This window comes from Desulfotignum balticum DSM 7044, from assembly GCF_000421285.1.
Taxonomy (GTDB): domain Bacteria; phylum Desulfobacterota; class Desulfobacteria; order Desulfobacterales; family Desulfobacteraceae; genus Desulfotignum; species Desulfotignum balticum.
In genome coordinates this window covers 3,145,456-3,170,655 of the sequence record NZ_ATWO01000001.1, presented here as the reverse complement: position 1 = coordinate 3,170,655, position 25,200 = coordinate 3,145,456, and the positions used below count along the sequence as shown (strand labels likewise).

Sequence of the window (25,200 nt, the reverse complement as noted above, 5' to 3'; positions counted from 1 at the left end):
TAAAGTATTAATTTTGAGAGTCAAGTCATAAAAAATGTTAAAAATCCTTTTCATATCAAGATTGAAATTTGAAAAGCGCTTAAGCCATATTGTAAAAAACCAATTGAATTCTCTTCAAAACGCAGGTTTAAAAGTTGATTACTTTTTTATTAGGGGCAAGGGAGCCAAGGGTTATTTTAAAAGTATATTGCCACTAAGAAAAACCATAAGACGTAAAGAATACGATATCATTCATGCCCATTACTTATGGTCGGCATTTATTGCAATCCTCGCAAATTCCAGGCCTTTGGTTGTGTCTCTCATGGGCAGTGATATCCGAATAGGATTCATTACAAAATGGGCACTAAAAATGATTTATTTTTGGGGCTTATGTGATGCAATAATCGTTAAATCTAAAGACATCTTAGATCATAGTGGCTTAAAAACAGCCCGGATTATACCTAATGGGGTAGATACTGCACTTTTTTGTCCTGGCGACAAAAAGGATGCATTGAATACTCTTGGATGGGATCTGCAAAAAAAACACATCTTTTTTGCAGCGAACCCAGAGCGATCAGTAAAAAATTTTCTCCTTCTTGAAAAAGCATATCAAAATTTAACGCAATCCGAAAATATTGAAATTCATTTCCTGGTGCATATTCCCAACCATCTTGTGCCGATTTATATGAATGCGTCTGATGTGGTTGTTTTAACCAGTTTCTGGGAAGGGTCGCCAAACGTCGTTAAAGAAGCCATGGCTTGTAATTGTCCGGTTGTCTCCACGGATGTGGGGGATGTGGCCTGGCTGTTCGGAGACGAGCCTGGGCATTTTTTGACAGACTTTGAACCGCAGGACTTGGCGGCAAAAATCCGGTTAGCTTTTAACTTTGCTGAAAAAAACAACAGAACACATGGAAGGGAAAGAATCATTTGTCTGGGTTTGGACTCTGAGAGTACGGCTGACAAAATCATTCGGTTATATGAAGCGGTTCTTGAAAAAAATCGCCGGCCAAATATAAATTGCTAACAGCATCGTAGCAATTTTACTGAAAAAAATGAGAAAAATTTAAATGAAACATGATTTTAATTTTACAGTTTGCTTAACCCATGACGTTGATCGAATTAGAAAAACATATCAATATGTCACACACGATCTTCGACATGGAAAGATCATGAAAGCTTTCTTCGAACGATCAAAAAATGATCCCTACTGGAATTTTGATAGAATTATGAGTATGGAACGAGAATTGGGTGTTCGTTCGACATTCTTTTTTCTCAATGAATCAATAAAACCAACGTTATTTTCTCCGAAAAGCTGGCTGCTTTCTTTTGGGCGTTATGATATTCAGGAACCAGAAGTAATTAAAATTATAAAAGCTTTAGATAAAGATGGTTGGGAAATCGGTCTCCATGGGAGTTTTAATTCATTTAATGACAAAGTATTAATGAAAAAAGAAAAACATGAATTGGAATCAGTCTTGGGAAAACCAGTCATTGGTATCAGGCAGCATCATTTAAACCTTATGGTCCCTGAAACCTGGAAAATTCAAAAAAGTCTTGGTTTCGCATATGATGCTACTTTTGGGGCAAAACGGGAAATTGGATTTTTGGAAGATAAGATAGTCCCTTTTGTACAGCCTGACAGTAAATTGTTGATTATCCCTTTGGCAGTGATGGATGGAAATTTGTTTCATAAGGCGGGAAATGATCCTGAGAAGGCTTGGGGCCTCGCAGAAAGTCTAATAGAAATAGCTGAAAAGAAAAAAGCTGTCCTAAGTATTTTGTGGCATCAACGAGTATTTAATGATAATGAGTTTCCTGGCTGGAAAGATGTATATCAAAAAATAATCGTTGAGTGCAAAAAACGGGGCGCTCGTTTTTTGACTTGTAAACAGATTTCAGAAGAGTATTTGGCGGAGTGATGCTTAGGCGGAAACCATAGAGGGGGTAGCATGAAAAAAAGATCTGATAAAATAATGAAAGGTGAAATGTACGAAGTCCTTGAGCTCAGGGTGAGCAAAAGCATGAATCAGCAATTCATGCGATCCCTTGATTGCGTTGACAAACGTTATGAGTCAGTTATCCATCCCGGTCTTATACTTAATTTTTGCAGCATTACCCAAAGCCCCTCTTTTTCTCTTGAAGAAGGTGTTTCAGCGGTGGCAGCTAAATTTCAATCAACATTTTATAGAGAAGTTGAGGTGGGGTCTCGCTTGTCTGTTGCTTGGAAAGTTCTTGATGTTTACGAGCGCCGTAGCCGATTATACCAAGTGTGTCAAGTCTCTGTTACCAGTAGCGGATCGTTAATTTTGGAAAGGAAAATAACCAATACTTTTATAGGAGGAGTATATCTTGAAAGGCGGGTGAAGTGGGAGAAAGAAACCGCTTATCGAAGATCTATTCCTTTGAGTGAATTCCCACGGCAAGGTTATGAGATAGTGGGAGTAAAAAGACCGTTGTCACTTGAAAAAATGCAGTTATATTCTGGCGGGGTTCCTGGGCCGTTATGGCCCGCCAGAAACATTCATACAGACAGGGAAATTTCCATCCGGTCGGGAATTGGAAGGCCTGTGGCTTCAGGGTTTATGTTTGAAGGATACTTGGTTGAATTATTGACATGTTTTTTTGGAGAGCACTTCATTAGAAACGGCACAACCCAAGTCGTTGCGATCGATATGGCAGGAGATGGTGACACTGTAATTCCAAAAATGGTTTTGAAAGATTTTAGTTTGAAGGATAGAGGCAATGAAATAGAGGCAGAAATCTGGTGTGAAAACCAGTATGGAAATCGGATAATGATTGGGAAAGCTTCGGTTTTAAGCCCAAGAGAAAAATAGTTTATGGATAAATTTAGAAAAAGAAGTTATCTCCCTGGAGATGAACATCAAATCAACGCTCTTTATAAGTTGATTACTGGAATAGAAAGAACTGCTGAGGAATTCCACTGGGAATGGATTGATACTTGGGATGAGAAGGGTGATATATGGTTGGGTTTTGATAAAACGAGAAAATCCAACGACCAATTGATTTTACAATACAGCTTAATTCCTACCCCTTTTAGCCTTTGGGGTGTATGTTTTGTCGCTGGGAAAACAGAAAACTGTATGTGTCATCCTGATTATCGGTCTGCAGGAATATACTTTACTCATGAAAAGGAATCTTTTGAAAAGTCAAAAAACAGATTCCAGATCTTTTTCACTACTTCCGGTAATGTTTCAAACGGTGCAGTTGGTGCGGTCCGTCGAAAATTGGGTTATGTCGCCTTTGATTCATGGATCAATTATTTATATTGTCTTGACGCGGATACTATGCAGATGTGGTTGTCTACAAAATTATCAAAGAAGATAAAATTGCACTATAGTTTTATAAAAATATTGTCTCAAGTTGTTTCAAGAACTGCTTCTTTTTACTGTTCTGCCTTTCCAAGAAAAAAAATGAATTCAGAGATCAAAACCATAAAAAAAGAACAAGCGCCAATGATCGAAATAGAAAATCTTTGGGGTAAAAATAAGGCTTTGTATGGTGTTACTGTTGATCGGACAGCAAAGTACCTGAACTGGCGCATTAACCAGAATCCATATGTGAACCATGAGTATGTTTTATACTACAAAAAAAAAAAGCTCAGAGGATATATAGTATTTTTTTGTCACAATAATATTATCACTATTGTAGATTTATTGTCGGACAATAAAGAGGTTGCCATTCTGAAAGAAATGGTAAAAGTTTTGATTGATTATGGGCAAAAAAATGAAATCGCGATCATAAGAGCCACAGCAACAAAGAACACGAGGGTTTTAAAAACAGTGTTTGCCCATTGCGGATTTATTAATGATAGTTTAATATCTTCAATCATAATGCGTTTTAAAACAAATCTTAAAAGTCCTTTCCATGTTTTCATTCCTAAAAAGATACATAGGGAATTCCTTGCCACAGGAAAGGATACATTGCTGCCTCAAAATTGGTATATTACATCAATTGTTCAAGAAGGCAGCTCACCAAAACCATAAAGGATGTGAGTTTATCTTTAAGATTGTAACCATCATCGGCGCTGGTCCCCAGTTCATCAAAGCCGCCACCGTTTCTCGAGCCATTCCCCAACAGGCCCGATCTGGGCAGTCAAACCCAATCAAAGTAACCTTCATCAATTCAGGTCAGCACTTTGATTCCAATATGTCCGATGTTTTTTCCGGTGGCAGTCACGGCAGAAACACAGTCCGGATGGTCGAGGCCATTGAAAATGTGCTTGTCATGAAACAGCCGGACCGAGTCTTGGTGTATGGCGACACCGACTCCATCCAGGCCGGGGTCCAGTCCGCAGCCAAGTTACATATCACGGGGAGGTTTGCAAGATAGCCCATACCTCAAATTATAATATTTTATGGAGCCGGGGGCGAGGTATGCACTTTTGACAACAGGTGCCCCGGTGGAATTTTTTACTAAAAATGTTTTGTTTACCTAAGATATAAACTTTTTAAAACACGCTTGTTTTGGGCTTAGGGTGTATGAAATTTACAGCAGAGATAGATTTGAAACTCTGGTTGACTTCAGAGTAGAATAATTTTAAGGAGACCCAGATGAAAACTATAAAGTTACTTGTTGATTATAAAGGACATTTCGGTAGCAAATGGAATGCGAAACCTTATAGAAGTGGAATGAATATTAATTCACTCAAAGAGGCATTTTCATCGCATGGATATTCTATAGAAACGATGAATTTTTCAGAAATTAACACTTTGAATACTGAAAATATTAAAAATGAGATTTTTGTATATACCGGTTCAGAAGATATTGATTTCCATTATAAGAAATATATAGAAAACATTGTATACTCAATAGAAATTATGGGGGCAAAAGTTATCCCATCATATCAATTCCTAAAAGCTACTAATAATAAAGTTTTTATGGAATTAATAAGAAAAAAATATTTTGGATCTGTAAAAAAAAATTTGAACGCCACTGTATACGGCACATACGAAGAAATGGAGCGAAATATTGATAATCTAACTTTTCCGATAGTTGTAAAAAGGCCTGAGGGAGCTATGAGTAAGGGGGTTTCTCTCGCAAAGAATAAAAAAGGCTTGCGAAAAATTGTCAAGCAAATCGCTAGAACAAAAAATGTTATGAAGGATATTAAAGATTCGCTTCGGCCTTTTAAGCATAGTGGATATAAAAAAGAATCTCTATACAGAAAACAATTTTTATTACAGGAGTTTATACCAAATTTAAAGAACGATTGGAAAATTCTTATTTTTGGAGATAAATATTTTATTTTCTCACGTCCAGTTCGGGAAAACGATTTTAGAGCAAGTGGAAGTGGTTGTGGTAATTATTCTTATGGCTCCGCATGTGAATTTCCTGAAGGGATTTTTGATTATGCAAAACAGATATTTGAAACACTAAAAGTTCCTCATTTGGGGGTTGATATAGCTTATGATGGAAAGGACTTTTATTTGATTGAGTTTCAGTCTGTTTTTTTTGGAACAGTGGGTTACGTGAAATCGGACATCTATTATAGATATGATAATGGGAAATGGATTTCAAAGGATAATAAACATTCGTTGGAAAGAATTTATGCCGATAGTGTTATTTTGCATTTGGATAGATAAAAAAATAGTGGCTTAATAATGAGGATGTTTACAATTATTCCTACCATTGCATATATCCCTACCATTGTATAAAAAAAGGAGTGATATAGTAGCAAAAAGTTTGAGGAATCATATGAATAGGCTTTATTATGGAAGGTTTGAGGATGCTGACAGCACCGCAAAAAAATAATCAAGCTGTATGAATCAGTGTTGGAGAAAAAAACGATCAAATGAAAATTACCACCATCATCGGCGCCCGCCCCCAGTTCATCAAAGCCGCCACCGTATCCCGGGCCATTGCTCAGCAGGCCCAAACCGGGCAGCAGGCAACGCCCGTCGAAGAAACCATCATCCACACCGGCCAGCACTTTGATGCCAATATGTCCGAGGTGTTTTTCCAGGAACTGGATATCCCAAAGCCGGATTACAACTTAGGGATCGGCGGAGGCAGTCATGGCAGAAACACAGGCCGGATGATTGAGGCCATTGAAGATGTGCTTGTCAGGGAACATCCGGACTGGGTCCTGGTCTATGGCGACACCGACTCCACTCTGGCTGGAGCCCTGGCCGCAGCCAAGCTGCATATTCCGGTGGCCCATGTGGAGGCCGGACTGCGGTCCTTCAACCGGATCATGCCCGAGGAGATCAACCGGATTGTGGCGGACCAGTTGAGCACCCTGCTGTTCTGCCCGACCCGGACCGCAGAGGAGAATCTTGGAAAGGAAGGATTTCCCCATCAGTTGACGGCCCAAACCCGGCAGACAGTACTCAACGTGGGGGATGTGATGTATGATGCGGCCCTTTATTACGGAGACCGGGCACAGGAAAAAAGCCGGATCATGCAGCCCTTGGCACTGTCACCCAAAGCATTTGTGCTGGCCACCATCCACCGGGCCGAAAACACGGACAACCCGGAGCGGTTGCAGAACATCATGACCGCCTTGAACCGAATCGCTTCAGAAATGCCCGTGGTCCTGCCTCTGCATCCCAGAACAAAACAGAAACTGGTGTTGGCAGATTTTTCGGCGGTGACGTTCATCGACCCGCTGGGATATCTGGACATGGTGATGCTGGAAAAAAACGCCCGGGTCATTATCACTGATTCCGGCGGGGTCCAGAAGGAAGCGTATTTTCATGGCGTGCCCTGTGTGACGGTGAGAGATGAGACCGAGTGGGTGGAGTTGGTATCGGCCGGGGTGAATTATTTGGCCGGGGGTAAAAAAAAGAATATTGTACAAGCATTTCAAAAAATGAGAGACCATGTTTTTGATATAGAAAATCTTTATGGAAATGGAAGCAGCGCACGACTCATTGTAGAATACTTGTCATCATATTCAAAAGCTGAAAATTTAAAACAATCATGAATAAAAATAAAACTGGTGGTGTTTTAAAGACTCCTTCTTTGGAAAAAGAAAAATGGAGTACTTTTGTATTGAACCACAGTCACGGCAATATTTTCCAGAGTCCGGAATTCTTTGAAGCATGCGAAAATTATGAGAAATATGAACCTGTCATAATAACAATTAAAGAAAATGGTGAGCTTGCAGGTGTTCTACAAGCCATTGTTCAAAAAGAAAAAAAAGGCTTTTGGGGGAGATTTACAGCCAGATCAATAATCTGGGGCGCTCCTTTAGTCAAAGATAACAATCTAAACCTCCTTTCTAAGATTCTACAAAAATATAACTCCAAGATAAAAAATAAAGCTATTTATTCCCAGTTCAGAAATTTGTGGTCTTTGTCTGAAGATGAAAAACAAGTTTTTTTGAATAATGGTTTTTTGTATGAGGACCACTTAGATATTATTCATGACCTGAGTTTGTCTGTAGACAACCAATTTATGAAAATGCATAAAGGAAGAAGGAAGAATATCCGAAGGGCTGAAAAAGCGGGCTTAAATTTTAAAGAAGTATCTGCACCAAGTGATTTGGAAAAATGTATTGCCTTGATTGAGGATACGTATGAAAGAGTCAAACTTCCTGTACCAGACAGAGACTTTTTTCGAAAAAGTTTCATTTGTTTGGGGCTCGATGGATATCTGAAGGTTTTTGCAGCCTTTTTGAACAATAAGGTAATTGGAACAAGAATGGTCTTTTGTTACAAAGATTTAATTTATGATTGGTACGCAGGCGCTGATGAAAGACATTTAGATAAATACCCGAATGATTATTTGCCATGGAAAATTATGGAATGGGGCTCGAATGAAGGGTATGGGTATTTTGATTTTGGCGGTGCTGGCAAGCCAGGTGTTCCTTATGGCGTTAGAGAGTATAAACTGAAGTTTGGCGGAGAACTTGTTGATTATGGTAGGTTTCAGACAGTCCATAAGCCGTTATTGATGCAATTGGGTAAAATTGGATTTAAAGTATATAAAAAAATGAAATAATATGCGGAAAATATACAAAAAAACATTAAAATTTATTTATTCGATAAATCCTTTTTTAGGTCTAAGAATTATTTTATTTAGGCTAATTGGCTATAAAATTGGGGCTCAAGTTTATCTGCCTCGAGATTTGAAAATTTCAGACTTATCTGAAAGAAGAAATAATTTATTTATTGGAGATAGGGTATCAATAGGCCCGGGGGTGATTTTGATAACTGATTCTGGGCCTAATAATTCTCATTTATCAAAATTATTTCCTTTGGAATCGGATAAAATATTCATAGGGAATGATGTATGGATAGGTGCAGGGGTAATAATAATGCCAGGAGTTAACATTGGGCAAAACTCAATTGTTGCGGCCGGGGCTGTTATTACCAAAAATATTCCTCCTTTTTGCATAGTAGCTGGTGTGCCTGCAAAAATTATAAAGTATATTAACGCAAATGAAGTTTAAGTTAGTCCCAAAATTTAACTATTGTTATACTTTTTTGGATTTGGTTGATTCATTTAGATCAATCAATCAAATACAACACGAAAATTTAACGAGAATTTTTGGTGAAAATATTTTTTTCACAAATTATGCACGGACAGGATTGTTTTTATTATTAAAATCGTTAAATAAAGGCAAGAAAAATTTACGAGTCGGCTTACAAGCATTCACCTGCCATACTGTTTTCCAATCTGTAAAGCATGCAAATTGTGACATTGTTTTTTTGGACATCAACAATGACTTTACTGTTGATATTCGATCTTTGAAAGAAAATATTCAAAGAATTGATGTTTTGATAGTGACACATACATTTGGTATACCAGCAGAATTAGATGAGATCAAGAAAATGGCATCTCATCTAATAATTATCGAAGATTGTGCCCACTCCTTGTTTTCTAAATATCATGAAAAATTGACCGGGACTTTTTGCGACGTTAGCTTTTTTTCTTTTGGGTATGGTAAATATCCGTCTATAGGCCCTGGGGGGATGGTAGTTTTTAACAATACAAAGTTATTAAAAAAATTCTACGATGAATATCGTAAATTGCCATCTCCAACAAAAAATGACGAGATTAAAAATGTTTTTAAAAATTTTATATATTCAGTTTCATTTAATTCTTATTTGTATGGAATGATCACATATCCTATTGGGAAAAAATTGGATAGTAAATTAGATTTTATTGGAAAGTCGTTACAGGAAAATGAACTATGCTATAACACCAATATTAATATATTTAACAAGAAAATTAGAGCTTTTTCTGTTATTGAAAAAAAACAAAGAATGAATGGTTTGTTCGTGAAAAACCAGTTGTCTGATTTTTACGATCTGGCGAGAATTAGACCCGGAAACAATTTTTATATATTTCCATTACGCCATAAAAACAGAGATTTAATCACTTCAAAGCTTTTTGACAAAGGGTTTGAATCTGGAAAGCATTTTGCCAAGGCTGTTGAATGGGCAATAGGTTTCGGATATGAAATGGGGTCTTGCCCGAATACAGAAGTAATTGTCAACGAAATATTTACCATCCCTGTGCATTACAATCTTTGTAAAAATCAATTAAATGAAATAATCGAAGTAGTTAAAGATAATTCATGAAAAAGTTTTTATTTCAGTTAAATCACCCGGCACATTTTCATTTATTTAAAAATGTTATTCATGCATTGAACAAAAAAGGGCATGAAATAAAAATATCAATAAAAGACAAAGATATATTAAAAACACTTGTTTCAGGGTACGATCATGTTCAAATTTCATCTGGATACCGGAAAAAAAACATCATTTCCATATTAACGTCTTTGTTTGATAGGGATCGTAAGCTTTATGACGTTGTAGATGAATTTAGACCAGATCTAATGATTGGTACTTCCCCTGAAATTGGCCATGTTTCCCTACTGAAAAAAATTCCGGCTCTTTTTTTGGGGGAGGATGATGTCAACCTTTCGGTCCCGATGTATTTGGGGGCAACGATAAGTTATCCTTTCTTTGATAAAATTTTATCCCCTACAAAAGTTAACAATAGCATTTGGAATAGAAAAACCATATTTTACAATGGTTTTCAGAAACTTGCATATTTACATCCAAATAGATTTGTTCCTGACAGAAAAAAAGTCGATGTTCCAGCAAACCGAAAATTTTTCATTATTCGGACATCGAGTATGGCAGCATATCATGACATGAAAATGAAAGGGATCGACAATGATTTGTGTATGAAATTAATTGAAACCCTCCAGCCTCATGGGGAAATTTTGATATCTTCAGAAAGAAAAATTCCTCCTCATTTATCTAAGTTTAAATTTAGTGGTAACATTGAAGATATTCATCATTATTTATACTTTGCCGATTTATACATTGGCGACAGCCAAAGTATGGCAGTAGAGTCAGCAATCCTGGGAACACCAAATATAAGATTCAATGATTTTGCAGGGAAAATTAGTGTATTAGAGGAATTAGAAAACAAATATCAATTGACAATTGGCATCCAATCTTCAGATAAGGACAAATTATTTCGAAGCATAGATGAAATTTTACAAGTTGATGATGTTAAGCAAGTTTGGCGCAAACGTCGATCTGTAATGTTGAAAGAAAAAATTGATGTTGCGGCTTTTTTTATATGGTTTATAGAAAATTACCCTCAAAGTTACAAGGTGTTAAGCAAAAATCCTGAATATCAGAATAGATTCAAATAATTTCAAAAAATATTGAATGTGTCTTCAATTCAGGATGTTGCTAAAAAATTTCGATGGACTTTACAATTGCTGCTTATGATCGTTTATTGAAAACCCTGCTCGCACAGGGTTTCAAATTCCAGCCGTTTGCCGCCTTCATGCAAGCTCCGGCACCCTGGGTCATCATCCTGCGCCACGACGTGGACCGGCTCCCGGGCAATGCCCTGAAAACCGCCCGGCTGGAGCATGATCTGGGCATCCCGGCATCCTACTATTTCCGGGCCGTGCCGGAAAGCTGGGATAAGGCGATTATCCAAAAGATCGCCGGCCTGGGCCATGAGATCGGGTATCATTATGAAAACCTGTCTGCCTGCAAGGGCGAACCCGGCCGGGCCTGGGAGGATTTTCAGGCCAACCTGGCAAAGCTGCGGGACCTGGCACCCGTGACCACCATCTGCATGCACGGCAGCCCCATGTCCCGCATCAATAACCTGGACCTGTGGCAGACCCATGATTACAAGGCCCTGGGCATTGTGGGCGAACCCTATCTGGATGTGGATTTTACACGGGTGTTTTACCTGACCGATACCGGGCGGAGGTGGAACCATGCCGGGGCCAGCATCCGGGATCGGGTGGATTCCGGGTTTGATATTAAGGTGAACAGCACCGGGCATTTGATGGCGCTGGCCCGGGAGGGTCGGCTGCCGGAGCAGGTGATGATTAATACGCATCCCCAGCGGTGGGAGGATCGGGCGTGGCCCTGGGTGAGGGAGCTGGTGTGGCAGAATGTGAAGAATGGGGTTAAAAAGATAGTTTTAAGTTTTAAGTTTTAAGTTTTAAGAAAAAAGCCGGGGTCAGGCTTAGCTTGCGTGTGACCTTGGGTTATTGGCTTATCCCCCTGTGTCAGGATAGATGTCAGCTCAACTGAAAATCCACACCAACTATCTTAATGGTTTATTGACAAACTTAACAAATATGTTAAATTTATAGCATGGAATGGCAAATCCGGTATTTTAATGAGAGGGTTCAAAATGGGATTGAACAATGGCCCGTTGGAATCAGAGCTCATTATGCAAGAATTACTGAAAGAATGCAGATTTTTGGACCAAACCTTGGAATGCCTTTCACTCGACCAATGGGGCAGGGACTTTTTGAAATCCGTGCAAGGGGAAAAGAAGGTATAGGGCGTGCGTTTTTCTGTACTGTTATCGACAATGAGATTTTGATTTTGCATGAATTTATAAAAAAATCTTCAAAAACCCCTCAAAAAGATCTTGAAATTGCCCGTGAAAGGGTTAAGGAGGTTAAGAATGAACGATCATGACAAAATGATTGAAAAGTGGAAAAAAGACCCCGCTTTCATGGTTGAATATGATGCTCTTGAGGATGAGTTCGCTTTGCTGGATGAGTTATTGAAAGCAAGAGCAAATGCCGGTATGACTCAGGAAGATGTCGCACTGGCCATGAATACGAAAGCGCCGGCCGTTGCCAGAATAGAATCTGGCGGCGGAAGAGAACGTCATTCTCCGTCCGTGGAGACCCTGCGAAAATACGCTAAAGCTGTTGGTTGCCGCTTGAAAATTAATTTAGAGCCGATTTAGCGAAAAATTTTGGAGGTCAGTCCGAGGTTTAGCGGGGTCTGACCCTGGTAAGTGATTGTTTTTACAGGCAATGATGCTTAAAATAAGGGCTGGAATGGTCTTAGAGTGTATTTTTTGATACCAAAAAGGGGGTTTTAAGCAAGGTTCAGGGTGGCTTTCAGGGTGGCGGTGGTGATGAAAAGTTTGTTTTGAATGTCTTGAAAGGCAGTGAACCCATACTTCTCATAGAATTGTTTTGATCCGTCCTGAGCAAACAAGTCGCGCATCCCCCGGAGCCCTGCTGAAATTATTCATTTGCAGCATTTGATAAATCATAGTAGACTCTAACTGATATTGAAAAATATTAACGGTCAAGGAAAACAACATATGCAAGCTAAAAAATTTATACTCAAAACAGACAGAAATGGATTCCTGATAGAGCAACCACAATTGCCGCCAAATACCAGTATGGAAGTTATTTTTTTGATACAACACAACCCAAAATCTATCAAAGCCGAGAAAAAACCATCTGCAAAAATATTTAGAAAAGGTAAAATTACAGGGGATATCGTCTCCTCTGTTGTGCCACCGGAAGATTGGAATGCTTTGCAATGATTTTAATGGATACCCATATTTGGCTGCGTTGGATCTTACCAAACGAACCTTTGCCTGAAAATCACGTAAAACTTATAAATAACTCTGATTCTCTGGCAGTATCTTCTATTTCATGTTGGGAAGTTGTTTTACTTGAAAAATGGAATAAAATTGAATTGCCGTTACCAATTAATGAATGGCTAAATGAAGCCCTGGAAGGCTCATCAGTTACTGCACTGCCTATCACCGCTTCTATAGCTGAGTATGCCGGTTCATTGGCCTATCATCACAAAGATCCGGCTGATAGATTTATTATTGCCACAGCATGTTTATATGATATTGGGCTCATAAGCCTGGATAGTCAATTCTCATCATACAATGAATTAAGAAATCTTTTAATTTCATAGAAACCCTGCCGGCACAGTTTCGTATCATCTATCCCGGACCATCTGCATGCACGGCAGTCCGTTGTCCCGCATCAACAACCTTAACTTGTGGCAGACCCCATGATTACAAGGCCTTTGGCATTATCGGCGAACCCTGGCTGGATGTGGATTTTACAAACGTGTTTTACCTGACCGATACCGGGCGCAGATGCAACCATGCCGGGGCCGGCATCCGGGACCGGGTGGATTCCGGGTTTGATATCCGGGTGAACAGCACCGGGCATCTGATGGCCCTGGCCCGGGAGGGGCGGCTGCCGGAGCGGGTGATGATCAATACGCATCCGCAGCGGTGGGAGGACCGGGCGTGGCCCTGGGTGAAGGAGCTGGTGTGGCAGAATGTGAAGAATGGGGTTAAAAAGATAGTTTTAAGTTTTAAGTGTTAAGTTTTAAGAAAAAAGCTAATTCAGGGTCTGACCCCGTTAACTCTTTGTTTTTGCGGATTATTTCGTTCAAATTTGATCTTAAATCGGGCTTAGAGTATACTTTTTGATACTAAAAAGGGGAGGTTAAGCTTTGTGAATTATGAATATTGACATAATAAAGAGTCGTGTAAAGGATGATTTGTATGTTTATTCGTTGCATGCTGAAATAGAACGTAAAGCAGATTCATTAACTTTCGAGGAAATTGAATTGGCTCTATTGTCCGGTGAGGTGCTGGAAGATTATCCAGATACGGGTAGAGGAGAGAGTTGTTTGGTTCTTGGATTTGCTCACCATACACCCATCCATATAGTTTGTGGTTGGCGAGGGGAACAACTTTGTATTATAACAGTCTATGTTCCAAAGCCACCCAAATTTATCACTCCATGGAAGAGAGGTGAAAAATGATTAAGAAATGTGTTTTTTGTGGCGGCAATGAATATGAATCAAAAAAAACAGATTATTTGTATTCATACAAAGGTAATTATTTGCTTGTACCAAATACTCCTGTGGAAATTTGTAGTACTTGTGGGATGGTTTTCTACGAAGCTGCTGTTTTGAAGAAGATCGAAAAGCACTTCTTTGCAATTCAAAAAAAAGAGGAACAACCTGACTCTTATATTCAATTGCCTCAAATGGCGTTTGGGGAGGTCTGACCCCGGAGCCCTGCTGAAATTATTCATTTTCAGGCCAACCTGGCAAAGCTGCGGGATCTGGCGCCCGTGACCTTCATCTGCATGCACGGCAGCCCCCTGTCCCGCATCAACAACCTGGACCTGTGGCAGACCCATGATTACAAGACCCTGGGCATTGTGGGCGAACCTTACCTGGATGTGGATTTTACACAGGTGTTTTACCTGACCGATACCGGGCGGAGGTGGAACCATGCCGGGGCCAGCATCCGGGACCGGGTGGATTCCGGGTTTGATATTCAGGTGAACAGCACCGGGCATCTGATGGCCCTGGCCCGGGAGGGGCGGCTGCCGGAGCAGGTGATGATCAATACGCATCCCCAGCGGTGGGAGGACCGGGCATTGCCCTGGGTCAAAGAACTGGTGTGGCAGAATGTGAAGAATGGGGTTAAAAAGATAGTTTTAAGTTTTAAGTGTTAAGTTTTAAGAAAAAAGCCGGGGTCAGGCTTGGCTTGCGTGTGACCTTGGGTTATTGGCTTATTGAGGCGGGGCAATGAGTTCTATATTTATAAAAACAACCGGAAACTGCCACCATGGGAAAGATGGGAAAATACCTCTGGGCTCTCATTTCTATTGACACACTTGGGTTTTTTGATGTTATAATCAAGAAAAACAGGAGGATATGTTATGGAAGTAGAGCGCATGATTGTAGAAACAGATCAGTTTGGACAACTTAAAAATCTACCTAAGCTACCCGCTAATAAACATTTTGAAGCAATCTTTTTGGTTGTGAGCAGCAGCAACGAAGGCCATCAACGTCAACCGCATCGAGATATTGCAGGTAAAACCCGCTTCTTTGGCGATGTTATCAGCAGTGCACCAACAGCAGATTGGGATTTAGCATAGTGATCGTTCTTGACACCCATATTTGGTTGTGGTGGATAAATAGCGATGAACGGTTAAAATCCGCCTGGTGCAGACACATAGAACATGCGGATCTGGTGTCTGTTTCTGCCATTAGTTTGTTCGAAGTATCCTGGTTAGAAAAACATGGACGTATTGAATTGCCGGAACCTCGCACAGATTGGTTTGAAAAAGCGTTAACAGGGTCTGGTGTCGAGCTTGCGCCAATAACCGCAGAAATTGCGGGCTTAGCCGTTGATTTAACCGAACATCATAGTGACCCGCAAGATCGTATCATTATTGCGACTGCTGTTAGTAATAGTGCCTTGCTATTGTCCGCAGATACAAAATTTAAATATTATCCTGAATTACAAGGATTGCTGGTTCAATAAATAACCAAACCAATCCACAGACCTGCCTTATTGTCGAATTCAAGCTGACTTCAGCAAAATGGATCATCACCCTGCGCCATGACAACACGCCGCCTGTGGGGTGGGGTCAGTCTTGCGTTATTGCGTTTTTGAGAAAGGGCCCTCAAAAACACAATAACACAAGGCTGACCCCGGCTGAATCCGCCGCTTAGAAGATCGCCGGGCCTGGGAGGATTTTCAGGTCAACCTGGCAAAGCTGCGGGATCTGGCATCCGGGACCGGGTGGATTCCGGGTTTGATATCCGGGTGAACAGCACCGGGCATTTGATGGAACTGGCAAGGGAGGGGCGGCTGCCCGAGCGGGTGATGATCAATACGCATCCCCAGCGGTGGGAGGACCGGGTTTGGCCCTGGGTGAAGGAGCTGGTGTGGCAGAATGTGAAGAATGGGGTTAAAAAGATAGTGTTAAGTTTTAAGTGTTAAGTTTTAAGTTAATATTTGCCTGCTCATACTTTCATTTTTGGTTGTGCTCGCCAGGGCATGGGGGTTATTGGCTTATTGGGGATGAAGTAGACTGACCCCGTGAAGGCAGACCCCGGCTGAGTCCCGGAGCCCTGCTGAAATTATGTAAAAAATCATCAGGGAAAATGGAACGGGGTCAATCTCATTAAGCCGAATAAACGATATCAAATTTTAATTTGACAAACAATTTACCAAAGTTTACATTATACCTGAACTTGGCCATATGTAACAAAAGAGGTATAAAATGCAAAACGCTACTTTACATATTAAAGTAAAACCCGAAATAGCCAAAGGCCTAAAACTACTATCAAAAAAAAGAGAGACCTCTGTTGGAGAACTTATAAGACAAGCTGTTTTTTCATGCTATCAGCTTGAGCTTCTTGGGCTCAATCAAATACAACAACAGGCGATTGCGGCATTTCAGGGCAGATATATCAGCCTTGGAAAACTGGCCGAAGAAATGGGAATGAATGTTTTGGATATCCGTACCTGGCTCGAAGAACACGATATTGTACAAAATAATTCCTTTCAGGAAAGCGACATAGAAAATGCCTGAAAAAGGCTGGTATTTTGATACTGTTTCCCTCTGTAATTTTTTATTCTCCAGGGCTGATTCACTTTTAAAAATAAGATATCACAAACGCGGATTTATCACTTGGGAAGTATATGATGAAATATGTGCGGGATTTGTTAAATATCCGGCACTGCAAAGGCTTGAAATATTACTCAATGATAAGACATTGACACTTGTTTCTTTATCAGATCAGGCCAGGCAATTATATTCCAATCTGATTATCCATTTAGGCAAGGGCGAGGCATCATGTCTTGCTATGGCAAAAGTATCCGACAGAATTGTAGTAACCGATGATCGTTCAGCAAGACAACAATGTAATCATTCACATATCCCGTTCACTGGAACCATCGGTATATTGAAGGCCTGTGTGAGAGATGGTGTAATAGAGTTAAACCAGGCTGATATTTATCTTGATAAGATGATCAAACAAGGATTCTATTCTCCGGTTCGAAGCATATCTGAAATCATTTGATTACACAAGGCTGACCCCGTGAAGGCAGACCCCGGCTGACCCCCGCGGAGCCCCACTGACCCTCTTCCCAGATGTCTTGACAGGTTGTGTATCAATGCAATCATAGGTCATGATGATGCTATAAGAAAAAGAAAAATGTATCCCATAATGGATTAATATCCGTTTGACATCAGGAGGAGATGATTGGGAACGTCCGGAGATGGATGCTTATGACAACCTTTAGGCGAGGTGACATCGCTTTGGTGTTCTTTCCGAATTCGGGTTTGCTTTCCCAGAATCTTTGCCTGAAACCTGAACCTGCGGCTTCGAAGATCGCCGGGCCTGGGAGGATTTTCAGGCCAACCTGGCAAAGCTGCGGGATCTGGCGCCCGTGACCGGGTGGATTCCGGGTTTGATATCCGGGTGAACAGCACCGGGCATCTGATGGCCCTGGCCCGGGAGGGGCAGCTGCCGGAGCGGGTGATGATCAATACGCATCCCCAGCGGTGGGAGGACCGGGTGGGGCAGTGGGTGAAGGAGCTGGTGTGGCAGAATGCCAAGAACGCGGTGAAATGGGGTGGGGTCAGGCTTGGCTTGTTGGCTTATTGAGGATGTAGTAGACGGGGGTGGGGTCAGTCTTGCGTTATTGCGTTTTTGAGAAAGGGCCCTCAAAAACACAATAACACAAGGCTGACCCCCGAGAGCCCGCAGACTCCGGAGGCTGAACCTGGAGGGTGTGTTGATTTTACTTGCGATTTTTTGTTGAAATGGATAATATTTACCTTACTTATAAATATATAGGGAATTTATTATCCATGATCAATAAGAAAAATAAGAGCAGCGCCTGTGAAAAGGCCAGACAGGTCATTCGCAAAGGCGGAGGGATGATTAAAACATCTGAGGCGATTCAGGCCGGAATACATCCCAGAACGCTTTATCAACTGCGGGATATGGGTGACCTGGTACAGATTTCCAGAGGGATTTACCGACTGGCGGAGATTGAAGGCGTTTCAAACCCCGACTTTGTTATTGTTGCCACCAGAATTCCCATTTCGGTCATCTGCCTGATATCCGCTTTGTCCTTCCATGAAATTACGACACAGATACCCCATGAAGTTTCGGTCGCAATACCAAAGGATAGCAAACCGCCTGTGATCCTTTATCCACCGATGCAATTTCATAAATTTTCTCCAGAATCCTTTCAGGCCGGCGTTGAGAGCCATCAAATCGATGGCGTTACCGTCAAGGTTTACAGCCCGGAAAAAACACTGGCGGACTGCTTTAAGTTTCGGAATAAAATTGGAATGGATGTCGTGCTTGAGGCTTTGAAACTCTACAAAAGCAGAATGAAATTCGATCATAAAAAGATATTGGAGTACGCCAAAATCTGTCGCGTGGATAAAATTGTGCTCCCCTATTTGGAAGCCAATATATGACTTCGCGCCAAAACATATCAGCTTCGGTAAAACAACGTCTCCTCAATCGGTCGAAAAAAGACAACAGATCTTTTAATGAACTTCTTCAGTATTATGCAATGGAGCGCTTTCTGTACCGGCTTTCCCTGTCAAGCCATGCACAACACTACATCCTGAAAGGGGCACTCATGCTCCGGGTTTGGAAGTCGCCGGAGTTCAGGTCGACCATGGATATTGATATGCTTGGCAAGACAGGGAATGAAGAGGCAAATATCATCGTACAAATTTGTGATATCCTTGCTGTTGAAGTTGATCCTGATGGACTGGTTTTTGATTCGGAATCGATCCGGACTGAACGAATAACCGAGGATGCTGATTATGAAGGGATCAGAGTAAGATTCAGCGGTTTCTTAGGAACAGCCAGAATCAGCATGCAGATGGATATTGGTTTCGGAGACATAATCTATCCGGAACCTGAAAAGGCAGAGCTGCCATGTATGTTGGATTTCCCGGCACCATCGTTACTATGTTACAGCCGGGAAAGTGCTATTGCAGAAAAATTTGAGGCAATGGTAAAGCTTGGTCACCTGAACAGCCGAATGAAGGATTTTTATGATATTTGGCTGTTATCACGTCAGTTCCGATTTGAACTCAGTAATCTTGCAGAGGCTGTAAAGCTTACATTTAAACAGCGAGGGACAGAATTAAACTATCCTATCGAGGCTTTTTCATCAGATTTCATATCTTCACGCGGAAGTATGTGGGCCGTCTTCCATAAACGCTTGAAGCAAGATCATGTTCCTGCTTCGTTCCAAGACATTGTCACTGAGGTTGAATCGTTTTTAGCGCCGGTGATCAAGGGAGACTCTGAAGAAAAAGAGTGGACACCGGCAGGTTCATGGTCGTGAACCCCGGGATCAGTGCATCCTGTTGTTTCAGGGCTGTGCCGGAAAGCTGGGATGAGGCGGTTATCCAAAAGATCGCCGGCCTGGGCCATGAGATCGGGTATCATTATGAAAAACTGTCTACCTGCAGGGGCGATACCGGCCGAAGGTGGAACCATGCCGGGGCCGGCATCCGGGACCGGGTAAATTCCGGGTTTGATATCCGGGTGAACAGCACCGGGCAACTGATGGAACTGGCAAGGCAGGGGCGGCTGCCGGAGCGGGTGATGATCAATACCCATCCCCAGCGGTGGGAGGACCGGGCGTGGCCCTGGGTGAAGGAGCTGGTGTGGCAGAATGTGAAGAATGGGGTTAAAAAGATAGTTTTAAGTTTTAAGTGTTAAGTTTTAAGAAAAAAGACGGGGTCAGGCTTGGCTTGCGTGTGACCTTGGGTTATTGGCTTATTGAGGCGGGGGTGGGGGTCAGGCCTGCTTTATTGTAGTTATTGGGGGGTTGGGTATTGTGTTGCCAAAAAAGTTGGACAGGCGTATCATCATTGTCATCAAGGTCAGTGTCAGGGAGCACTGAGGTGTTGGTCGTGATGAAGAATTATTGGAGGTGGCTTTGAAAAAAATGATTAAGATTGAAATATATCATGATGGTGAGTTTTATTGTGCCAGGTGTATTGATGACTTGGATATTTTCAGTCAGGGAAAAACGCTCGATGAAGTGGTTAAAAATATTAAAGAAGCGATAATTTTGTATTTTGAGGATGAGCCTTCAGATCTGGCCGGGTTTGATCGGAATCCTTCTATTTTTTCCATGATGGATTTAGGGGAAGTCCATGTCTGAAAAGATGCCGGTTGTATCCGGAAAAACGCTGATTCGTTTTCTGGAATCCATAGGCTATGAAATTACAAGGCAAAGAGGCAGCCATGTAAGGCTTGTAAAATCGACAATGGCTGGAAATCATAAAATTACTATCCCCAATCATAATCCCGTTGCAAAAGGCACCTTGTCGGATATTTTGAGCAAAGTTTCTCTCTGGTGTCAGATCGATAAACAGCACCTGGTCGCAAAATTGAAAGAATTTTGAGCGGGGGTGGGGGTCGGGCTTGGCTTGCGTGTGACCTTGGGTTGTTGGCTTATTGAGGCGGGGCAATGAGTTCTATATTTATAAAAACAACCGGAAACTGCCACCATGGGAAAGATGGGAAAATACCTCTGGGCTCTCATTTCTATTGACACACTTGGGTTTTTTGATGTTATAATCAAGAAAAACAGGAGGATATGTTATGGAAGTAGAGCGCATGATTGTAGAAACAGATCAGTTTGGACAACTTAAAAATCTACCTAAGCTACCCGCTAATAAACATTTTGAAGCAATCTTTTTGGTTGTGAGCAGCAGTAACGAAGGCCATCAACGTCAACCGCATCGAGATATTGCAGGTAAAACCCGCTTCTTTGGCGATGTTATCAGCAGTGCACCAACAGCAGATTGGGATTTAGCATAGTGATCGTTCTTGACACCCGAGCCTGGCCGTTGATTTAACCGAACATCATAGTGACCCGCAAGATCGTATCATTATTGCGACTGCTGTCAGTAATAGTGCCTTGCTATTGTCCGCAGATACAAAATTTAAATATTATCCTGAATTACAAGGATTGCTGGTTCAATAAATAACCAAACCAATCCCCAGACCTGCCTTATTGTCGAATTCAAGCTGACTTCAGCAAAATGGATCATCACCCTGCGCCATGACAACACGCCGCCTGTGGGGTGGGGTCAGGCTTGGCTTGCGTGTGACCTTGGGTTATTGGCTTATTGAGGATGAAGTAGGCGGTGGTGGGGTCAGTCTTGCGTTATTGCGTTTTTGAGAAAGGGCCCTCAAAAACACAATAACACAAGGCTGACCCCGGCTGAATCCGCCGCTTAGAAGATCGCCGGGCCTGGGAGGATTTTCAGGCCAACCTGGCAAAGCTGCGGGATCTGGCATCCGGGACCGGGTGGATTCCGGGTTTGATATCCGGGTGAACAGCACCGGGCACCTGATGGCACTGGCCAGGCAGGGGCGTGATGGTGTATGGGCTGCGGCTTTTTTATTATTCACGGTTCCAGGGGTTATGGATGATGTTCCAAATAGTCCTCAACAATAAATTCCAGGCGTTCAATTAGATATAACGGCAGTGAAATTAATGGATAGTTTACATCCTTGCGCTCTTTACCGATATTAATAACTGTCTTTATTTGATGAACAGATGGTAAGGATGAATCAAACCGAATAGCAAATGGTGCTTTTTTTTGTCCCATAAACTGGTGCAAAGACTTTAATTTTCCAGTAGGTCCTGCTTTTACCTCTATGGGAATTATGCTGCCTGCAATCCCGATAACAAAATCTAATTCTGCATTGGATGAGCGGCCCTCACGCAACCAGTATGTTAAGTCCCTGTTTGGAGAATCTGCAAGCAGATGCTGCAAGTGCTGCCCTATAAACTGTTCGGCAATGGCACCTTCATTTATCAATTTTATATCATCCATTTGAGAGACTATGTGCCAGTTCAAACCGCAAACGGCATTCATCAAACCGACATCGAGAAAAAGGGTTTTATACACTTTTTCTTCAAGATCAGCCTGCAGGGGAAGGCCTGAGCAATGGCTGTCTGCAAAAACTGCTATTGCTTCGGGCATGCCTCCAATATAATAATAGGAACGTAATAAACTTGATAAACGATTGTGTACAATTTCACCAATTTTTTGATCCGGGGTATAGTGCATGATAAAGGATGCCAGTTTTTCCTCACCCACCGCATCTAAAAATTCTGTAAACGTCATGGAGCCCATGTGCAGATATTGTATTCTTCCAACCGGCATGGAAAAGGAATGATCACTTAAGACAAACTCAAGCAGAGAGCCTGCGCATATCACCGGAATTTCCGGTTTGTCTTCATAAAAATAACGTAATGCAGCAATTGCCTCGGGAACAGCCTGGATTTCATCCAGGAAAAGGAGTGCATTTTTATTGATTTCTCCCATGTTTGGTAAAAATTCAAGCTGCTGAATAATTTCAGTTGGATCTTTACCTGAAAATATCGGTGCTAATTCAGGATAACGTTCTAAATTGATATTCAGCAACGTTTCTTTATTGTTTCTGGCAATCCCAATTATTGTTTTATGGGTGTCTTTTGGTGTTGTTATTATTATTTTATAGGTATGTTTCTTCAGAATCCGGGGTCAGGCCTGGCTTGTTGGCTTATTGAGCGGGGGTGGGGTCAGTCTTGTGTTATTGCGTTTTTGAGAAAGGGCCCTCAAAAACACAATAACACAAGGCTGACCCCGTGAAGACTGACCCCGGCTGATCCTCTACCCAGATATCTTGACAGGTTGTGTATCAATGCTATCATAGGTTATGATGATGTTATAAGAAAAAAATGTATCACATAATGGATTATATCCGTTTGCTATCAGGAGGAATTGTAATGCAGACAGTAAGAGGGATTTATAAGGACGGGCGTGTCGAACTCATCAACTCCCCTCCAGCAGATGTTGATCAAATCCCGGTACTGATCACATTTCTGGTCGATGAACATGGGCGAGAAGTGGATTTGCAGACGCAAGGCATAGATCCGGAGAATGCGGTGGATTTGAGAAACCGTTTGAAATGTTTTGCTGATGATTGGGAACGTCCGGAGATGGATGCTTATGACAACCTTTAAGCGAGGTGACATCGCTTTGGTGTTCTTTCCGAATTCGGATTTGAGGACGGGTAAGAAACGTCCGGTTCTCATTGTGGATTCGGACGATTTGGCTACGGGTCTTCCTCAACGTATTGTGGCCATGGTCAGCAGTAATTTACAGCGGGCCAACCACCCCAGCCGGGTGTTGATACGTCTTGACAGCGAAGAGGGGCAATGTTCGGGTTTGCTTTTCGACTCAGTGATCATGACGGAATCTGTTGCCTGAAACTTTAAAGCAGTTTGATTCTGTGAAAAAAGCTGGGGTCAGGCTTGGGTTGTTGGCTTATTGAGGTGGTGGTGGGGTCAGTCTTGCGTTATTGCGTTTTTGAGAAAGGGCCCTCAAAAACACAATAACACAAGGCTGACCCCCGAGAGCCCGCTGACTCCGGAGTCTGAACCTGGAGGGTGGTGGTGTGGTGGATGATGTGGTGGTAAAAACCAAAAAAAGTCAGTTGACTCAAGTTGACATAAGGACTATATAATTATAGTATTAGTGTGCACTTGAGGTATTATGGACAAACAAACAGCAATCAAGGTGTTGACCGCGTGGGATGAGGCGGGGCGTTATGTATTTACGCGCCATGATCTCGCCAAGCTTTTTTTGGATGACAGTGCCAAAACCCTTCAGGAGGCGGTGAATCGGCTGGTGAAGGATGGCTGGTTGCGACGGGCCTGCCGGGGGATTTATGTGTATTCCCTGGCGCGCAGCATGGACAGCCACACGGTTGAGCGGATTGCCGTGGCACTGCGCCGCGGGGAATACAACTACCTCAGCCTGGAATCCGTGCTTTCCGAATACGGTGCCATTTCACAAATTCCGGTCGATCGCCTCACGGTTATGACAACGGGCCGTAAAGGATTATACCGCACCCCCTGGGGTACCATTGAGTTCACCCATACCAAACGGGCCACATCCAATATTCTTGCCAGTATTCGCAATGTCGGCCGCCCCCTGCGGCTGGCAACCCCGATGGCCGCATGGCGGGACTTGAAGCGGGTTGGCCGCAATACCCATCTGGTGGACGAGGAGGCGCTGACCGATGATTGAACCGGCAAATTTTGCAGCGCTGGTGGAGAAAGCCATGATCCTGTCCGGGCGTGGCCATATGCGGCCGGTGATCGAGAAGGAATTGCTGCACTATGACATTCTTTTCAGTCTCGACAAAGAAGGGCTGCTTGATATCATGACCTTTCAGGGCGGAACATCGCTTCGTTTGTGCTATGGCGCCCCCCGCTTCAGTGAAGATCTTGACTTTGCCGGTGGCAAAGATTTTGCCGGCCGGCAGATGGCGAAGATGAAAGAATGTCTTGAGCACTACATCGGCGCGCGCTACAGTCTCGATGTGCTGGTCAAGGAGCCCCGCGAATTGAGGGATGAACCTGAGCACGACGGGTTAAAGGTTGATAAATGGCAGCTTACAGTCGTAAGCGCGCCTGGACAGAGACACTTGCCCAGACAGCGGATCAAGATTGAAGTGGCCAATGTTCCTGCGTATTCCCGTATTCCCAGGGCCCTGCAAACCAATTATGACTTTCTGCCGGATGGGTATGGCGACACGCTGGTTCTGACTGAAACGCTTGCCGAGATTATGGCTGACAAGCTGGTGTCCCTGGTCAATACCCAGCATTATGTACGTCACCGGGATATTTGGGATTTGCGCTGGTTGAAGCAGGCAGGGACGGAAATCAACCATGGGTGGGTGAACAACAAGATCGATGATTACTGCGTCAATGATTATGACCTCAAGCTGGAAAGTACCTGGCAGCGGTTGCCGGAGATCATTCACGGCGAAGCTTTCAAGTCGGAAATGGCGCGTTTCCTGCCGATGGACGTTCAGGAAAGAACTTTTATAAAAGATAAGTTCTGCGATTATCTGACCAGTGAAATCAGGGGTTTGCTGGATGAGGTCAGACGGGGGATGAGGTAAAAGTGGGATGGGGTCAGTCTTGGCTTGCGTGTGACCTTGGGTTATTGGCTTATTGAGGATGAAGTAGACGGGGGTGGGGTCAGTCTTGCGTTATTGCGTTTTTGAGAAAGGGCCCTCAAAAACACAATAACACAAGGCTGAC

Annotated in this window: 36 protein-coding genes and 1 pseudogene; 36 read left to right on the top strand and 1 reads right to left on the bottom strand. The window is 42.4% G+C overall.

Annotation, left to right across the window (positions count from 1 at the left end; genetic code table 11):
* Positions 1–34: 34 nt before the first annotated feature.
* From K365_RS0115950 to K365_RS0115790, 32 genes and pseudogenes are all read left to right on the top strand, one after another.
* Positions 35–1,006, top strand: coding sequence for a glycosyltransferase (locus K365_RS0115950; protein WP_024335383.1), 972 nt, complete (start codon positions 35–37; stop codon positions 1,004–1,006).
* A 43-nt stretch (positions 1,007–1,049) separates the two neighbouring features.
* Positions 1,050–1,901, top strand: coding sequence for a polysaccharide deacetylase family protein (locus K365_RS0115945; protein WP_024335382.1), 852 nt, complete (start codon positions 1,050–1,052; stop codon positions 1,899–1,901).
* Positions 1,902–1,931: 30 nt separating this feature from the next.
* On the top strand, positions 1,932–2,816 hold the full coding sequence (locus K365_RS0115940) for a hypothetical protein (protein ID WP_024335381.1): 885 nt from the start codon (positions 1,932–1,934) through the stop codon (positions 2,814–2,816).
* Between the two features lie 3 nt (positions 2,817–2,819).
* The gene (locus tag K365_RS27985) at positions 2,820–3,986 is read left to right on the top strand and encodes a hypothetical protein (RefSeq protein ID WP_024335380.1); all 1,167 of its coding nucleotides are present in this window, start codon (positions 2,820–2,822) and stop codon (positions 3,984–3,986) included.
* Positions 3,987–4,149: 163 nt separating this feature from the next.
* Positions 4,150–4,332 carry a UDP-N-acetylglucosamine 2-epimerase gene (locus K365_RS29590; protein WP_245569191.1) on the top strand — a complete coding sequence of 61 codons (183 nt, stop codon included), beginning with the start codon at positions 4,150–4,152 and terminating at the stop codon, positions 4,330–4,332.
* Between the two features lie 221 nt (positions 4,333–4,553).
* A complete protein-coding gene (locus K365_RS0115925) occupies positions 4,554–5,585 on the top strand; it encodes an ATP-grasp domain-containing protein (protein WP_024335378.1) in 1,032 nt (343 codons plus the stop codon).
* Between the two features lie 209 nt (positions 5,586–5,794).
* Positions 5,795–6,928 carry a non-hydrolyzing UDP-N-acetylglucosamine 2-epimerase gene (gene wecB, locus K365_RS0115920; RefSeq protein WP_024335377.1) on the top strand — a complete coding sequence of 378 codons (1,134 nt, stop codon included), beginning with the start codon at positions 5,795–5,797 and terminating at the stop codon, positions 6,926–6,928.
* Entirely contained in the window at positions 6,925–7,947 is a 1,023-nt protein-coding gene (locus tag K365_RS0115915; protein ID WP_024335376.1) for a lipid II:glycine glycyltransferase FemX, read from the top strand. The genes wecB and K365_RS0115915 overlap by 4 nt, the downstream gene beginning before the upstream one ends.
* 253 nt (positions 7,948–8,200) lie before the next feature.
* Positions 8,201–8,374, top strand: a pseudogene (locus K365_RS29585) (DapH/DapD/GlmU-related protein); the annotation flags it as partial.
* Positions 8,375–8,432: 58 nt separating this feature from the next.
* Positions 8,433–9,533: a DegT/DnrJ/EryC1/StrS family aminotransferase gene (locus K365_RS0115905; protein ID WP_169432954.1), complete on the top strand. Its 1,101-nt coding sequence runs from the start codon at positions 8,433–8,435 to the stop codon at positions 9,531–9,533.
* Positions 9,530–10,624 (top strand): DUF354 domain-containing protein, encoded by a 1,095-nt coding sequence (locus K365_RS0115900; protein ID WP_024335373.1) that lies wholly within the window; start codon positions 9,530–9,532, stop codon positions 10,622–10,624. Before K365_RS0115905 ends, K365_RS0115900 begins: the two co-directional genes overlap by 4 nt.
* 53 nt (positions 10,625–10,677) lie before the next feature.
* Positions 10,678–11,436, top strand: coding sequence for a hypothetical protein (locus tag K365_RS0115895; protein ID WP_024335372.1), 759 nt, complete (start codon positions 10,678–10,680; stop codon positions 11,434–11,436).
* 158 nt (positions 11,437–11,594) lie between these two features.
* Positions 11,595–11,927 (top strand): type II toxin-antitoxin system RelE/ParE family toxin, encoded by a 333-nt coding sequence (locus K365_RS27445; protein WP_084489863.1) that lies wholly within the window; start codon positions 11,595–11,597, stop codon positions 11,925–11,927.
* Positions 11,914–12,204 carry a helix-turn-helix domain-containing protein gene (locus tag K365_RS0115885; RefSeq protein WP_024335371.1) on the top strand — a complete coding sequence of 97 codons (291 nt, stop codon included), beginning with the start codon at positions 11,914–11,916 and terminating at the stop codon, positions 12,202–12,204. Before K365_RS27445 ends, K365_RS0115885 begins: the two co-directional genes overlap by 14 nt.
* Before the next feature lie 366 nt (positions 12,205–12,570).
* Complete coding sequence (locus K365_RS0115875) at positions 12,571–12,798, top strand: hypothetical protein (RefSeq protein WP_024335370.1); 228 nt, start codon at positions 12,571–12,573, stop codon at positions 12,796–12,798.
* Positions 12,795–13,184 carry a type II toxin-antitoxin system VapC family toxin gene (locus K365_RS27440; RefSeq protein ID WP_084489862.1) on the top strand — a complete coding sequence of 130 codons (390 nt, stop codon included), beginning with the start codon at positions 12,795–12,797 and terminating at the stop codon, positions 13,182–13,184. Before K365_RS0115875 ends, K365_RS27440 begins: the two co-directional genes overlap by 4 nt.
* Positions 13,185–13,327: 143 nt before the next feature.
* Positions 13,328–13,606: a hypothetical protein gene (locus K365_RS25845; RefSeq protein ID WP_245569190.1), complete on the top strand. Its 279-nt coding sequence runs from the start codon at positions 13,328–13,330 to the stop codon at positions 13,604–13,606.
* Positions 13,607–13,745: 139 nt separating this feature from the next.
* Positions 13,746–14,051: a DUF4258 domain-containing protein gene (locus K365_RS0115865; RefSeq protein ID WP_024335369.1), complete on the top strand. Its 306-nt coding sequence runs from the start codon at positions 13,746–13,748 to the stop codon at positions 14,049–14,051.
* Positions 14,048–14,299: a type II toxin-antitoxin system MqsA family antitoxin gene (locus K365_RS0115860; RefSeq protein WP_024335368.1), complete on the top strand. Its 252-nt coding sequence runs from the start codon at positions 14,048–14,050 to the stop codon at positions 14,297–14,299. Before K365_RS0115865 ends, K365_RS0115860 begins: the two co-directional genes overlap by 4 nt.
* A 66-nt stretch (positions 14,300–14,365) precedes the next feature.
* Positions 14,366–14,755: a hypothetical protein gene (locus K365_RS0115855; protein WP_024335367.1), complete on the top strand. Its 390-nt coding sequence runs from the start codon at positions 14,366–14,368 to the stop codon at positions 14,753–14,755.
* A gap of 207 nt (positions 14,756–14,962) precedes the next feature.
* Positions 14,963–15,181 (top strand): hypothetical protein, encoded by a 219-nt coding sequence (locus K365_RS0115850; RefSeq protein WP_024335356.1) that lies wholly within the window; start codon positions 14,963–14,965, stop codon positions 15,179–15,181.
* Positions 15,181–15,570: a type II toxin-antitoxin system VapC family toxin gene (locus K365_RS0115845; protein ID WP_024335366.1), complete on the top strand. Its 390-nt coding sequence runs from the start codon at positions 15,181–15,183 to the stop codon at positions 15,568–15,570. Before K365_RS0115850 ends, K365_RS0115845 begins: the two co-directional genes overlap by 1 nt.
* A gap of 261 nt (positions 15,571–15,831) precedes the next feature.
* A complete protein-coding gene (locus K365_RS0115840; RefSeq protein WP_024335365.1) occupies positions 15,832–16,032 on the top strand; it encodes a hypothetical protein in 201 nt (66 codons plus the stop codon).
* 283 nt (positions 16,033–16,315) lie between these two features.
* Positions 16,316–16,627 carry a ribbon-helix-helix protein, CopG family gene (locus tag K365_RS0115835; protein WP_024335364.1) on the top strand — a complete coding sequence of 104 codons (312 nt, stop codon included), beginning with the start codon at positions 16,316–16,318 and terminating at the stop codon, positions 16,625–16,627.
* Entirely contained in the window at positions 16,620–17,117 is a 498-nt protein-coding gene (locus K365_RS0115830) for a PIN domain-containing protein (RefSeq protein ID WP_024335363.1), read from the top strand. Before K365_RS0115835 ends, K365_RS0115830 begins: the two co-directional genes overlap by 8 nt.
* A gap of 378 nt (positions 17,118–17,495) precedes the next feature.
* Positions 17,496–17,705, top strand: a complete 210-nt coding sequence (locus K365_RS0115820) for a hypothetical protein (RefSeq protein ID WP_024335361.1) — start codon at positions 17,496–17,498, stop codon at positions 17,703–17,705.
* Positions 17,706–17,911: 206 nt separating this feature from the next.
* Positions 17,912–18,532: a type IV toxin-antitoxin system AbiEi family antitoxin domain-containing protein gene (locus K365_RS0115815; protein WP_029725413.1), complete on the top strand. Its 621-nt coding sequence runs from the start codon at positions 17,912–17,914 to the stop codon at positions 18,530–18,532.
* Positions 18,529–19,419 carry a nucleotidyl transferase AbiEii/AbiGii toxin family protein gene (locus K365_RS0115810; protein ID WP_024335359.1) on the top strand — a complete coding sequence of 297 codons (891 nt, stop codon included), beginning with the start codon at positions 18,529–18,531 and terminating at the stop codon, positions 19,417–19,419. The genes K365_RS0115815 and K365_RS0115810 overlap by 4 nt, the downstream gene beginning before the upstream one ends.
* The gene (locus K365_RS0115805; protein WP_024335358.1) at positions 19,410–19,799 is read left to right on the top strand and encodes a hypothetical protein; all 390 of its coding nucleotides are present in this window, start codon (positions 19,410–19,412) and stop codon (positions 19,797–19,799) included. Before K365_RS0115810 ends, K365_RS0115805 begins: the two co-directional genes overlap by 10 nt.
* A 229-nt stretch (positions 19,800–20,028) precedes the next feature.
* Positions 20,029–20,247, top strand: coding sequence for a type II toxin-antitoxin system HicB family antitoxin (locus tag K365_RS0115800; protein ID WP_006968383.1), 219 nt, complete (start codon positions 20,029–20,031; stop codon positions 20,245–20,247).
* Entirely contained in the window at positions 20,240–20,491 is a 252-nt protein-coding gene (locus K365_RS0115795; protein ID WP_024335357.1) for a type II toxin-antitoxin system HicA family toxin, read from the top strand. Before K365_RS0115800 ends, K365_RS0115795 begins: the two co-directional genes overlap by 8 nt.
* A gap of 199 nt (positions 20,492–20,690) precedes the next feature.
* Positions 20,691–20,909: a hypothetical protein gene (locus K365_RS0115790; protein ID WP_024335356.1), complete on the top strand. Its 219-nt coding sequence runs from the start codon at positions 20,691–20,693 to the stop codon at positions 20,907–20,909.
* Between the two features lie 608 nt (positions 20,910–21,517).
* Here K365_RS0115790 and K365_RS0115785 read toward each other — a convergent pair.
* Positions 21,518–22,552, bottom strand: coding sequence for an ATP-binding protein (locus K365_RS0115785; RefSeq protein WP_281167813.1), 1,035 nt, complete (start codon positions 22,550–22,552; stop codon positions 21,518–21,520).
* 320 nt (positions 22,553–22,872) lie between these two features.
* Here K365_RS0115785 and K365_RS0115780 point away from each other — a divergent pair, with 320 nt between their 5' ends.
* The 4 genes from K365_RS0115780 (at position 22,873) to K365_RS0115765 (ending at position 25,058) form a co-directional block, all read left to right on the top strand.
* Positions 22,873–23,109 (top strand): hypothetical protein, encoded by a 237-nt coding sequence (locus tag K365_RS0115780; RefSeq protein ID WP_211221125.1) that lies wholly within the window; start codon positions 22,873–22,875, stop codon positions 23,107–23,109.
* Positions 23,096–23,356 carry a type II toxin-antitoxin system PemK/MazF family toxin gene (locus K365_RS0115775; protein ID WP_024335353.1) on the top strand — a complete coding sequence of 87 codons (261 nt, stop codon included), beginning with the start codon at positions 23,096–23,098 and terminating at the stop codon, positions 23,354–23,356. Before K365_RS0115780 ends, K365_RS0115775 begins: the two co-directional genes overlap by 14 nt.
* A gap of 285 nt (positions 23,357–23,641) precedes the next feature.
* Complete coding sequence (abiEi, locus tag K365_RS0115770) at positions 23,642–24,178, top strand: type IV toxin-antitoxin system AbiEi family antitoxin (protein WP_006968889.1); 537 nt, start codon at positions 23,642–23,644, stop codon at positions 24,176–24,178.
* Complete coding sequence (locus K365_RS0115765) at positions 24,171–25,058, top strand: nucleotidyl transferase AbiEii/AbiGii toxin family protein (RefSeq protein ID WP_024335352.1); 888 nt, start codon at positions 24,171–24,173, stop codon at positions 25,056–25,058. The genes abiEi and K365_RS0115765 overlap by 8 nt, the downstream gene beginning before the upstream one ends.
* The last annotated feature ends 142 nt before the right edge of the window (positions 25,059–25,200 follow it).